Here is an 11,134-nt window from a genome sequence, read left to right as displayed (position 1 = left end):
CGCCGGACCGCCGGACCGCCGGACCGCCGGACCGCCGGACCGCCGGGCCCGGCGGCTCAGACGATCGTGCCCGGCAATTCGATACCGTGCAGGCGCCGGAAYAGCTTCAGTGCGAAGCTGTCCGTCATGCCGGCAATGTAATCCGTCGCCCCGAGCAGCCGGGCGTACGGCGTGGCGCCGCGGCCGAACTGCTGCGGGATGATTTGCGCGATCTTGCGGTCGGCCGCGGAGCGTTCCGTCTCCGGCTTGGCGAGCGCCGGCACGATCTTGCCCAGCAGGCCGCCGAGGATCTCGAAGCCCGCTGCCTCGATCTGCAGCACGGAAGGCGTCGCGTAGATGCGCTCGCGCGACAGCGTGGCGATCGCCTTCAGTTCTTGGGCATAGCGCGACGCGCTGACGAGGTCCTGCTCGAAGCGGCCTTCCATGATCGCGTCGTAGTGCGCACGGAAGACGTCCAGCGCGGCGGCCACCAGCCGGCCGATGGCGCGGGCGCGCAGGTATTCCACGCGGCCCGTGTCGTCCGCGAGTTGCCGGTACGACAGGCTCTCGGCCGCGCTGCCCGGAAAGGCGATGGGCCACAGCAGGCCGCGCGCCTCGTCGAACGAAACGCGGCCCAGCCGGTGGCCATCTTCGAGGTCGACGATGCCGTAGCAGATGTCGTCCGCGGCTTCCATCACGAACGCGAGCGGATGGCGTGCCCACTCGCCCGGGCCCTTGCGCACGAGTCCCACGCGGTTGGCGATCCGCTCGGCCGTCGCCGCGTCGTCCGCGAAATAACCGAATTTCTTCTCGCTGATCTTGTCCTTTGCGGACGGCAGGTCGGATGCGCGCGGGTATTTCATGAAGGCGCCGAGCACGGCATACGTGAGCTGGAAGCCGCCATGGTCGACCGCGTTCTGCAGCCGGGTAACGAGCCGGAACCCTTGGGCATTGCCCTCGAAGCGCAGGAAATCCTGGCGTTCGCGTTCGGTGAGGCCGTCGAGCCAGCGTCCGGCATGCTCGGTGAACCACGACTGGATCGCAGCCTCGCCCGAGTGGCCGAACGGCGGGTTGCCGATGTCGTGGGCGAGGCAGGCGGCGGCGACGATGCTGCCGAAGTCCTGCGGCGCCATCGCGAGCGCCGGCGCGCGCTCCTTGATGACTTCGCCGCACAGCATTCCCAGCGAACGCCCAACCGACGACACCTCGATGCTGTGCGTGAGGCGGGTGCGCACGTAATCGCTGTCCGACAGCGGGAAGACCTGGGTCTTGTCCTGCAGGCGCCGGAACGCGCTCGAATACACGAGCCGGTCCCAGTCGCGCATGTATTCCGTGCGGCTGCCGCCGTCGCCCCGGTCATCCTCGCGGCCCAGGCGCATCGTCGATACCAGGCGTTCCCATTCCATCGCCATTCCTTCCTCCATGAACTGTCGTTCCGGCACGTCGGCGACGGCCGGCGGCCCAGTGTAGCGCAAGGGCAGCGCGTCACTCACACACGGCAGATTATGGTTGACAGTGTCAACTACCATGTATATCTTAAGATGTATCTTACGATATAAAGGAGTGGCCATGCGACACCACATTCATCACGATTACCACCATGGACATCACCACGGCCACGCCGGCTTCTCTCCCCGTCACGGCCATGGCGGCCACGGCGGGCATCCAGGCCGGGGCGGCAGACCGGGCGGCTTCGGCTTTTCCGACGATGGCGGCCTGCCGCGCGGACGCAAGCTGTCGTCGGACGACCTGCAATTGCTGCTGCTGGCCCTGATCGCCGAACAGCCCAGCCATGGCTACGAACTCATCCGCGCACTGGAAGCGCGCTCGAACGGTTTCTATGTACCGAGCCCGGGCATGATGTATCCGGCGCTGGCCTGCATGGAAGACCTGGGCTGGGTGACCATCCAGCTCGAGGGCACGCGCAAGCGCTACGCGCTGTCCGACGTAGGTCGCGCCCACCTGGACGCCAACCGCGCGCACGTCGACGTGCTGCTCGCACGGCTGCAGGAGGCGGCGCAGAAGATGGACCTGATGCGCAGCGCGCTGGCCGAAGGCGAGGAGGGGCCGCGCGGACGCGGCGCCTGGACCGCCGAGTTGTCCGACGCGCGTCACGCGCTCAAGCGCGCGCTGATGACGCGTGCGGGCGCGGGTACGGACGAGCAGCTGCGCATCGCGGCGATTCTCGTGCGTGCGGCGGCGGAAATCGAGAAAGGGCGGGTCACCGAAGGGCAAGACGGCGAGGCCGGCAGCGGCGGCCGCTGACGGATTTGTCAGGCCGGCCACACCTGCCGTATGCTCGCCATATTGTCGACTTTCCGTCCCGGCATGCCATGATCAACGATCCGATCGTCAGCACCAGCAAACTGTTGAGCTACGTCCTGCGCCACCGTCCGGACAGCATCGGCCTGCAGCTCGACGCGAACGGCTGGGCCGACGTGGACGTGCTGCTGGCACGCCTGGCCGAACACGGCAAGCCCGTCGCGCGCGACCAGCTGGAACGCGTGGTCGCGGAAAACGACAAGCAGCGCTTCGCATTCGACGCGGGCCGCACCCGCATCCGCGCCAGCCAAGGCCATTCGATTTCCGTCGAGCTGGACCTGCAGCCGGCGCAACCGCCGGACGTGCTGTACCACGGCACGGCGAGCCGCTTTTTGAAATCGATCCTCGCGTCCGGCCTGCGTGCCGGGAGCCGCCAGCACGTCCACCTGTCGGGCGACGTCGACACGGCCCGCAGGGTCGGCGCCCGGCATGGCTTCCCCGTCGTGCTGCGCGTCGACGCGGCACGCATGCGCGCCGACGGCACCGTGTTCTATCGGTCCGACAATGGCGTGTGGCTCACCGGACCCGTCGCGCCGCGTTACCTGAGCGTCGACGACGGGGCAGGTCGCACCGGCGGATGAGTGCGGCCCGCTGCCTCTGCTCCCGCTGACCGCTCAGCGTTCGCTGGTCACCGCGGCCAGCAGCTCCGCCGTGTCGGCCGCGCCCATCCTGCGCGCCGCGTCGAGGATCGCGTTGCCGTCCGCGTCCAGGCGGAACGGGTCGGCGCCGCGCGCCAGCAGCAGGCGGACGATGTCCGCGCGGTTGAACATGGCGGCGAACATCAGCGCCGTCTTGCCGTTCGGACCCGCGTTGTCGACCGCCGCGCCGTGGTCCAGCAGCAGCGTGGCGATCGAGATGTCGCCCTTGAAGGCGGCGCCGGCGAGCGGGGCCTGGCCGGCGTCGTTCATGATTTCCGGATCGGCGCCGTGTTCCAGCAGCACCCGGGCAGCGTCCGCGTGACCGTGGTAGCAGGCCAGCATCAGCAGGCTGTCGCCGCGTTCGTTGCGCAGGTTGGGCGGCAAGCCCTGGCCCAGCAAGGTCGCGAGTTCGCCGGCCTCCCCGGTGCGCGCAAAGTGGAAGACCTTGCGCACGAAGGCCAGCGTGTCTTCGTCGAGTTCGCTGGCAGATGGCGGGCGGGGCGGTGACTGTTGCGGCTCCTGCATGGGGGGCTCCTGATTGGCAAACGTTCGACAGGATTAAATCACGAAGCCGACCTGCGCACGCCAGCGCGGCTTCGTTCTGGATCAAACACGACTTTGGAACTCCTGCAGGTGCCGCTCGATCTCAAACACATGTGGATCGGGCTTGCCGAGTGCGCGCAGGGCCCTGGCCAGTTCCAGCAGGTATTCGCTGTTCGGTCCGCTCGGGCCACGCGCGGTGGCGATCTGTAGCGCAATGTCGCGCTCACTCGCCGGGCCGAGGTAGGCCGCGTTCTCGTGCGTGGCGATGTAGACGAGGCCTTCGGCGCTGCCGCCGTCCTCGAAGCGGATGTCGGTCGCCAGGCGCAGGTAGCCGTTCTTCTCGCGGTAGTCGAGGTGGGCGAATTCCTCCGGCGTGACCAGGTAGGCCATGCCGTGGCAGACGACGCCGGCATCCGGCACGAGGGTCACGACTCGTCCCGGCGCCGTCTCGGTGCCGCGGTGGTCGTGCGATCCTTGCCAGAAGCGCCGGCTCCACCCGACGATGCTGGCGGGGCGCCGCTCGAGGTAGGGGAAGTCGGCCTTGAAGATGAGGGAGCCGTAGCCGAACAGCCAGACGCTGGCGTGCTTGTCGAACCTGTCCATGCGCTGGTTGACCGCGATGGTGTTGTGGGACATCGATGAAAGGAAGCGGTGGAGGAACCCCCATTCTAGCGCGGCCGTTCAGCGGCGTCTGATGCATCGCTGCAACGCACCGCCGGGTCGGCAGTCGCCGGGGCGCCGGCCGCCGGATCGCCGGCCGCCGGGGCGCCGGCCGCCGGTTCGCCGGCCGCACCTACCCAGTCGAACAGGAAGGCGATGAATGCCGCCGCGGCCGGCGACAGCGAGCGCTGCTCGCGCGTGTAGACGAAAAAACGGCGCGTCAATACCGGCGCCTCGAGCGCCAGCATGCGCAGTCCATGCAGGCGCACGAGCGGCGCCGCGTAAGGCATGCAGACGGTGATGCCGAGACCGGACGCCACCATGGCGAGCGCGGTGGTCATGTAGGTGACTTCGTGGGCGGGCTTCAGCGTCACGTCGCGCTGGCTGTCGCTCATGTCGGCCAGCAATCTCTCCGTGAACTGGCCCCGCAACGTGATCAGCGGGTAGGGGGCCAGGTCGCCCCAGGCGAGGCGGTCGCGCGTGGCCAGCGGGTGATCGGGCGGGACGACGGCTTCGAACGGCATCTCCATCAGTGCTCGTGCCTCCAGTTGCGGGGCGGCGTCGCGTTCGGGGCCGATGCCGAAATCCGTCTCGCCGGACAGGACGCGCGTCGTCACGGCCTCGACTGGCAAATCGGACAGGCGGATGCCGATGTCCGGGTAGCGCCGGCGCCACGCCGCGATCACCTGCGGCAGCAAGGTGCAGGCCATCAGCTGCGGCACGGCCACGCGCACGATCCCCTTCCTGAGTTGCGCCTGGTCCGCAATGTTCGCAAGCGCACGGTCGAGGTCGTCGATCATCTGGCTGAATAGGGGATACAGTTCATTGCCGGTGTCAGTCAGCGCAATGCGTCGTGTACTGCGGTCGACCACACGGACGCCAAGTGTTTGTTCCAACTCTTTGATCAAACCGGACAAGGCCGACTGTGTAACGTGCATGTATTGCGCGGCAAGCGTAAAGTTACCGGTCTTCGCCAGGGCAACGAAGGCGCGCATCTGGCGCAGGGTAGGATTCATCAGAAAGTCCGATAAATAGAGCGGAAAATATTGTTTGTATGATAGTCCGTTTTACTCTTTAATGGCGGAAACACCCATATCGCTGAAGGAAACGCCATGAAACTCGCTACCCTGAAATCTGGCGGACGCGACGGTACCCTCGTCGTCGTCAGCCGCGACCTGGTCACCTGCCAGGCCGTCCCGAAGATCGCCCGCACGCTGCAACAGGCGCTGGACGATTGGGACCACGTCGCGCCGCGCCTGCGCCAGGTCTACGACCAGCTGAACGAAGGCAGGTCCGCCACGGCGGAATCCTTCCTCGAGGAAGAGTGCGCCTCGCCGCTGCCGCGCGCGTACCAGTGGGCCGACGGCTCGGCCTACATCAACCACGTGGAGCTCGTGCGCAAGGCGCGCAAGGCCGACGTGCCGGCGTCGTTCTACGTGGATCCGCTGATGTACCAGGGCGGTTCGGATTCCTTCGTCGGCCCGTGCGATCCGATCGCGGTGCTGTCCGAGGAGTGGGGCGTCGACCTGGAGGCCGAAGTGGCGGTCGTCACCGGCGACGTGCCCATGGGCGCGTCCGTGGAGCAGGCGGCGCAGGCCATCCGGCTCGTCATGCTCGTCAACGATGTATCGCTGCGCAACCTGATTCCGAAAGAACTGGAAAAGGGCTTCGGCTTTTTCCAGTCCAAGCCCGCCAGCGCGTTCGCTCCGGTGGCCATGACGCCGGACGAGCTCGGCGACGCCTGGCGCGACAGCAAGCTGCACCTGCCCCTGCTGGTGACGTTGAACGACCAGCCGTTCGGCCGGCCCGACGCGGGCGAGGACATGACGTTCAGCTTCGCCCAACTGATCGCCCACGCGGCGAAGACGCGCGAGCTGGGCGCCGGCACGATCATCGGTTCGGGCACGGTGTCCAACAAGCAGGGCAGCCTGCACGGTTCCAGCATCGCCAACGGCGGCGTGGGCTATTGCTGCCTGGCCGAGCTGCGCATGTACGAAACCATCGAGCAGGGGGCGCCCGTCACGCCTTTCCTGCGCTTCGGCGATACTGTCCGTATCGAGATGCTCGATGCCGATGGCGCCAGCCTGTTCGGCGCCATCGACCAGGAGGTTGCACACTACCACGGGAGGAAGGAATGAAGCTCTACACGTATTTTCGCAGCTCGGCCGCCTATCGGGTACGCATCGCTCTCAACCTGAAGGGGCTGAAGTACGATGCGGTTCCGGTGCACCTGCTGCGCGGCGGCGGCGAGCAGCTGCAGGAGAACTACATCAAGATGAATCCCAGCGGCCTCGTCCCCACCTTCCAGGACGACTTCATTACGCTGACCCAGTCGATGGCCATCCTCGAGTACCTGGAGGACGCGTATCCGCAGGTCCCGCTGATGCCGAAGGATGCCGAAGGGCGCGCGCGCGTGCGCGAGCTGGCCCAGATCGTGGCCTGCGACATCCATCCGGTGAACAACCTGCGCGTGCTGCGCTACCTGGTGCGCGACCTCGGCCTGTCCGAAGAGATCAAGACCCAGTGGTACCGCCACTGGATCGTGAGCGGCCTCGGCGTACTGGAAAAACACCTCGCACGCGATCCCAGCGCRGGTCCGCTGTGTCACKGCTACCTGCCGACCATCGCCGACTGTTTCCTCGTGCCGCAGGTGTTCAATGCGCAGCGCAACGGCGTCGATGTTTCCGTCTATCCGAACATCGCGCGCATCAACGCGGCCTGCGTGGAGATCCCGGCCTTCGTGGCGGCCCATCCGTCCAATCAGCCGGACGCGGAATGACGACGCGCCACCCGCCGCCGGCATGGCACCGGCGGCGGGTGGGTGCCGGCGGCTCGGTGACCCCTTAGTGCCGGGTCTGTGACCCCCGGCCCGCGCGGTCCGGTTTGGCGGGCGTGGAAATTGCTTCCAGCGTATGGTCAACGCCGGCCGAATGCTTGGCCGCCATGTCGCCCAGCGAAACGATGCCGATCACCTCGTGGGATTGCTCGTCGACGACGGGCACGCGGCGGATCTGCACGTCGCCCATCTGGCCCAGTACCTCGTCCACGGTCTGGTTGGGTCCGCAGGTACGCACGTCGGTGCTCATCACGTCGCCCACGCGCGTCTGGCCCGGCGACTGGCCGGCCGCCGTCGAGCGGACCGTGATGTCGCGGTCGGTGATCATGCCGACCAGCTTTTGCCCGTCGAGAACGGGGATCGAGCCCACGTTCAGCTCATCCATCATCTGCGCGGCGCGCTGCACCGTTTCTTGCGGCGAAATGCTTTGCACGTCGCGGGTCATCACATCCTGAATCGTCTGCATTTGAACCTCCTCCATATGTTCACACAGCGTTGAGACGCGATGCATGATGCACGCTTTCGCGAATGTCGGACGCTACGTTGACCCGCGGAACAGCCCGGAAAAAATGCCGGCCGGCGGCCTTGCGTGCGCCCGACCCGGCTACAATCTGCCTCCTTTTGACCTCTGCCGATATCATGCCGGACTACGCCATCACCGCCGCCATCCTCGACGCCCTGCAACGTGCCGACGCTTCCTGGCGTCCCCATCTCGTCGCCGGCCTCGAGGCCATGATGCAGGCCACGCCCGACTACCTGCCCGGCCTGGCCGGCGACCACTACCTGCCGACGGGCGGCCGCCTGTTCGCCGCCTTCGCGCTGCCGCTTGCTGCGGTGCGCTATGTGCTGGTGGGGGAGGGGCCGTATCCGCGCGAGGAAAGCGCGACGGGCGTGTGCTTCATGGACGGCGCGGTGGGGCCGCTGTGGTCGGATACGGGCCTGTCGAAGCCCGTCAACCGCGCCACCTCGCTGCGCAACTTCATGAAGATGCTGCTCGTGGCCGACGGTCAGTTGAGCGCGGACGACACGGGCGGCGCGGCGCTCGCACCGGTCGCGAAGGCGGCGCGGGCAAATGGCGCGATCCTGACGCTGGCCGAGTTGCAGGACAACCTGCTCGGCCATGGATTCCTGCTGCTGAACGCGGCCCTCATATTCCGCAAGCACGTACCCCCGGTACAGGAAGCGCGGGCCTGGGTGCCGTTCCAGCGCGCCGTGTTCGCGGCGCTGGCGGCGCGGCAGGACAAGCCGACGCTGGTCTTGTGGGGCAAGATCGCCGAGCAATTGAACAAGGTACCGGAAACGGCGGACTTCCCGCAGATCCACGCGGAACACCCGTACAACCTGTCGTTCATCCGGCACGAAGGCATGCAGCGGCTGTTCGGGCCGATGCACCTGCTGCGCCGCCGCTAACAGAAATTCGGGGTCAGAGCACTTTTCAGGACAATTGATCGTAGACGTCGCTGCATGTGCAGAAGAGCGGCTTGCGTGGCGTTGATCGGCTAGATGCGGAAGCCGATCAGCCGGCTGTCACCGGGGCGGCATGTGTCTGTGTCTGAACTGGAAGCGAGCCCACGCTGGTTGAAATCTGACCAGAATACATTTGCCCAAAAAAGGGCTCTGACCCCGAATTTACACCATGAAGGCATGCAGCGGCTGTTCGGGCCCATGCGTCTGCTATGTCGTGGATAGGATGGGCGAAGTCGGAAGAGGCCAAGCAAAGCCTTGGGAATTACGCTATACTTGACTAAATCGATCAACTAATCCGCTTTAAAGCAACGTCCTGAGGGACAGATGAAAGCCGGATTGGTTGGAGAGAAGCAAGATTTTAACACTGTTTGGGGGACCTCGAAAACCGTCAAAGGTTTGCGGCGTTTCCCTTGGAAATCAACCGGGGTTGTGATGCGTCTGACCACCAAAGGCCGTTTTGCTGTTACCGCGATGATCGATCTTGCCCTGCGCCAGGGCAATGGTCCGGTCACGCTGTCGGGCATCAGCCAGCGCCAGGCCATTTCGCTGTCCTATCTGGAGCAATTGTTCGGCAAGCTGCGCCGGCATGAGATCGTCGAGTCGGTGCGTGGTCCCGGCGGCGGCTACAGCCTGGCGCGCAGTGCGGACAAGGTGACCGTCGCCGACATCATCATCGCCGTCGACGAGCCGATCGATGCGACCCAGTGCGGCGGCAAGGAAAATTGCCACGGCGCCGATGCCGCCAGCGGCACCCGCTGCATGACCCACGAACTGTGGGCCACGCTGAATGCCAAGATGGTCGATTTCCTGGATTCCGTGTCCCTGCAGGACCTGGTCGACCAGCAGAAGCAGAAAGAACAGAACGTCGTGGTGATGCATCGCCACGCGTCGTCGGAAAATACTGAAGCTAAGCATATTGGAGTGAACTGATGAACGCGCCCTTGGACAAAAAAATCGAGCAGAGCTTCGCGACTGCGCCGCATTTCCCGATCTACATGGATTATTCGGCCACGACACCGATCGACCCGCGCGTGGCGGACAAGATGATCCCGTACCTGCGCGAGCAGTTCGGCAACCCGGCCTCGCGCAGCCACGCGTACGGCTGGAGCGCCGAGGCGGCCGTCGAGGAAGCGCGCGCGCAGGTCGCAGCGTTGGTCGGCGCCGATTCGCGCGAAATCATCTGGACCTCGGGCGCGACCGAATCGAACAACCTCGCGATCAAGGGCGCGGCGCAGTTCTACAAGTCGAAGGGCAAGCACATCATCACGGTCAAGACCGAGCACAAGGCCGTGCTGGACACCGTGCGCGAACTGGAACGCCAGGGCTTCGAGGCGACCTACCTGGAACCGCAGGACAACGGCCTGATCTCGCTGGAGCAACTGGAAGCGGCGATCCGTCCGGACACGATCCTCGTCTCCGTCATGCTCGTGAATAACGAGATCGGCGTGATCCAGCCGATCAGGGAAATCGGCGAACTGTGCCGCAAGAAGGGCATCATCTTCCACAGCGACGCGGCGCAGGCCACCGGCAAGGTCGAGATCAACCTGGAAGAGCTGAAGGTCGACCTGATGAGCTTCAGCGCGCACAAGACCTACGGTCCGAAGGGCATCGGCGCCCTGTACGTGCGCCGCAAGCCGCGCGTGCGCCTGGAAGCGCAGATGCACGGCGGCGGCCACGAGCGCGGCCTGCGGTCGGGCACGCTGGCGCCGCACCAGATCGTCGGCATGGGCGAAGCCTTCCGCATCGCCCAGGAAGAGATGGACACCGAGCTCGCGCGCATCAAGGCGCTGCGCGACCGCCTGGCCAAGGGCCTGCTGGAGATCGAAGAGGTCTACATCAACGGCGACATGGAACACCGCGTCCCGCACAACCTGAACGTGTCGTTCAACTTCGTCGAAGGCGAATCGCTGATCATGGCCATCAAGGACATCGCCGTGTCGTCGGGTTCGGCCTGCACCTCGGCGTCGCTGGAACCGTCGTACGTGCTGCGCGCGCTGGGCCGCAGCGACGAACTGGCGCACAGCTCGATCCGCTTCACGATCGGCCGCTTCACGACCGAGGAAGACATCGACTTCGCGATCAGGCTGCTGAAGGAAAAGGTCGGCAAGCTGCGCGAACTGTCGCCGCTGTGGGAAATGCACAAGGACGGGATCGACCTGAACTCGATCCAGTGGGCCGCGCACTGAGCGCGACGCAAGCTAACGAATACTGAAGGAGTTACTACCATGGCATACTCGGACAAAGTCCTGGACCACTACGAAAACCCGCGCAACGTCGGCTCGTTCGACAAGAATTCCGACGACGTCGGCACCGGCATGGTCGGCGCACCGGCTTGCGGCGACGTGATGAAGCTGCAGATCAAGGTGAACGAAGCCGGCGTGATCGAAGACGCGAAATTCAAGACCTATGGCTGCGGCTCGGCGATCGCATCGAGCTCGCTCGTGACCGAATGGGTCAAGGGCAAGTCGCTGGACGAAGCGCTCGCGATCAAGAACACGCAGATCGCCGAAGAACTGGCGCTGCCGCCGGTGAAGATCCACTGCTCGATCCTGGCCGAAGACGCCATCAAGGCGGCTGTTGCCGATTACAAGCAGAAGCACGGCGCTGAAGAAAAGGCCGCGTAATTGATGACCGCGTGACGCGTAGGGTGGGCATTTGAGGCTGGTGGCCTCAAATGAGACAAATGAGA

General features: G+C 65.6%; 13 protein-coding genes. 8 read left to right on the top strand and 5 right to left on the bottom strand.

What is annotated here, in order from left to right:
* Positions 1-56 precede the first annotated feature (56 nt).
* On the bottom strand, positions 57-1,508 hold the full coding sequence (locus tag AC1DYX_RS21640; RefSeq protein WP_477262637.1) for a deoxyguanosinetriphosphate triphosphohydrolase: 1,452 nt from the start codon (positions 1,506-1,508) through the stop codon (positions 57-59).
* A gap of 40 nt (positions 1,509-1,548) precedes the next feature.
* Here AC1DYX_RS21640 and AC1DYX_RS21635 point away from each other — a divergent pair, with 40 nt between their 5' ends.
* Positions 1,549-2,244 carry a PadR family transcriptional regulator gene (locus AC1DYX_RS21635; protein ID WP_477262635.1) on the top strand — a complete coding sequence of 232 codons (696 nt, stop codon included), beginning with the start codon at positions 1,549-1,551 and terminating at the stop codon, positions 2,242-2,244.
* Between the two features lie 68 nt (positions 2,245-2,312).
* Positions 2,313-2,882, top strand: coding sequence for an RNA 2'-phosphotransferase (locus tag AC1DYX_RS21630; RefSeq protein WP_477262633.1), 570 nt, complete (start codon positions 2,313-2,315; stop codon positions 2,880-2,882).
* A gap of 33 nt (positions 2,883-2,915) precedes the next feature.
* Here the strand turns inward: AC1DYX_RS21630 and AC1DYX_RS21625 are convergent, their stop codons facing one another.
* From AC1DYX_RS21625 to AC1DYX_RS21615, 3 genes are all read right to left on the bottom strand, one after another.
* Entirely contained in the window at positions 2,916-3,464 is a 549-nt protein-coding gene (locus AC1DYX_RS21625; RefSeq protein WP_477262631.1) for an ankyrin repeat domain-containing protein, read from the bottom strand.
* 81 nt (positions 3,465-3,545) lie between these two features.
* A complete protein-coding gene (locus AC1DYX_RS21620; protein ID WP_477262629.1) occupies positions 3,546-4,118 on the bottom strand; it encodes a gamma-glutamylcyclotransferase in 573 nt (190 codons plus the stop codon).
* A gap of 32 nt (positions 4,119-4,150) precedes the next feature.
* A complete protein-coding gene (locus AC1DYX_RS21615) occupies positions 4,151-5,158 on the bottom strand; it encodes a LysR family transcriptional regulator (protein WP_477262627.1) in 1,008 nt (335 codons plus the stop codon).
* A gap of 96 nt (positions 5,159-5,254) precedes the next feature.
* Here AC1DYX_RS21615 and AC1DYX_RS21610 point away from each other — a divergent pair, with 96 nt between their 5' ends.
* Positions 5,255-6,280 (top strand): fumarylacetoacetate hydrolase family protein, encoded by a 1,026-nt coding sequence (locus AC1DYX_RS21610; RefSeq protein ID WP_477262625.1) that lies wholly within the window; start codon positions 5,255-5,257, stop codon positions 6,278-6,280.
* On the top strand, positions 6,277-6,921 hold the full coding sequence (gene maiA / locus AC1DYX_RS21605) for a maleylacetoacetate isomerase (protein WP_477262623.1): 645 nt from the start codon (positions 6,277-6,279) through the stop codon (positions 6,919-6,921). The genes AC1DYX_RS21610 and maiA overlap by 4 nt, the downstream gene beginning before the upstream one ends.
* A gap of 64 nt (positions 6,922-6,985) precedes the next feature.
* Here the strand turns inward: maiA and AC1DYX_RS21600 are convergent, their stop codons facing one another.
* Positions 6,986-7,444 carry a CBS domain-containing protein gene (locus AC1DYX_RS21600; protein WP_477262621.1) on the bottom strand — a complete coding sequence of 153 codons (459 nt, stop codon included), beginning with the start codon at positions 7,442-7,444 and terminating at the stop codon, positions 6,986-6,988.
* Between the two features lie 173 nt (positions 7,445-7,617).
* On the opposite strand from AC1DYX_RS21600, the gene AC1DYX_RS21595 reads away from it, so the two are divergent.
* From AC1DYX_RS21595 to iscU, 4 genes are all read left to right on the top strand, one after another.
* Entirely contained in the window at positions 7,618-8,388 is a 771-nt protein-coding gene (locus AC1DYX_RS21595) for a uracil-DNA glycosylase family protein (protein WP_477262619.1), read from the top strand.
* A gap of 489 nt (positions 8,389-8,877) precedes the next feature.
* On the top strand, positions 8,878-9,375 hold the full coding sequence (iscR, locus tag AC1DYX_RS21590) for a Fe-S cluster assembly transcriptional regulator IscR (protein ID WP_477262639.1): 498 nt from the start codon (positions 8,878-8,880) through the stop codon (positions 9,373-9,375).
* A complete protein-coding gene (locus AC1DYX_RS21585; protein WP_477262617.1) occupies positions 9,375-10,631 on the top strand; it encodes an IscS subfamily cysteine desulfurase in 1,257 nt (418 codons plus the stop codon). The genes iscR and AC1DYX_RS21585 overlap by 1 nt, the downstream gene beginning before the upstream one ends.
* Before the next feature lie 39 nt (positions 10,632-10,670).
* The gene (iscU, locus tag AC1DYX_RS21580) at positions 10,671-11,069 is read left to right on the top strand and encodes a Fe-S cluster assembly scaffold IscU (protein WP_413384210.1); all 399 of its coding nucleotides are present in this window, start codon (positions 10,671-10,673) and stop codon (positions 11,067-11,069) included.
* The last annotated feature ends 65 nt before the right edge of the window (positions 11,070-11,134 follow it).

The sequence above is a fragment of the Massilia sp. P2_C2 genome (assembly GCF_056404615.1).
The sequence above is the reverse complement of the archived record's forward strand: the minus strand, read 5'-3'. Positions and strand labels throughout refer to the sequence as shown.

Excerpts from the sequence above, each read along its gene's own strand:
- AC1DYX_RS21635 (WP_477262635.1), top strand. The coding sequence starts at position 1,549 with ATGCGACACCACATTCATCACGATTACCACCATGGACATCACCACGGC.
- AC1DYX_RS21630 (WP_477262633.1), top strand. The coding sequence starts at position 2,313 with ATGATCAACGATCCGATCGTCAGCACCAGCAAACTGTTGAGCTACGTC.
- AC1DYX_RS21625 (WP_477262631.1), bottom strand. The coding sequence starts at position 3,464 with ATGCAGGAGCCGCAACAGTCACCGCCCCGCCCGCCATCTGCCAGCGAA.
- AC1DYX_RS21620 (WP_477262629.1), bottom strand. The coding sequence starts at position 4,118 with ATGTCCCACAACACCATCGCGGTCAACCAGCGCATGGACAGGTTCGAC.
- AC1DYX_RS21615 (WP_477262627.1), bottom strand. The coding sequence starts at position 5,158 with ATGAATCCTACCCTGCGCCAGATGCGCGCCTTCGTTGCCCTGGCGAAG.
- AC1DYX_RS21610 (WP_477262625.1), top strand. The coding sequence starts at position 5,255 with ATGAAACTCGCTACCCTGAAATCTGGCGGACGCGACGGTACCCTCGTC.
- AC1DYX_RS21600 (WP_477262621.1), bottom strand. The coding sequence starts at position 7,444 with ATGCAGACGATTCAGGATGTGATGACCCGCGACGTGCAAAGCATTTCG.
- AC1DYX_RS21595 (WP_477262619.1), top strand. The coding sequence starts at position 7,618 with ATGCCGGACTACGCCATCACCGCCGCCATCCTCGACGCCCTGCAACGT.
- iscR (WP_477262639.1), top strand. The coding sequence starts at position 8,878 with ATGCGTCTGACCACCAAAGGCCGTTTTGCTGTTACCGCGATGATCGAT.
- AC1DYX_RS21585 (WP_477262617.1), top strand. The coding sequence starts at position 9,375 with ATGAACGCGCCCTTGGACAAAAAAATCGAGCAGAGCTTCGCGACTGCG.
- iscU (WP_413384210.1), top strand. The coding sequence starts at position 10,671 with ATGGCATACTCGGACAAAGTCCTGGACCACTACGAAAACCCGCGCAAC.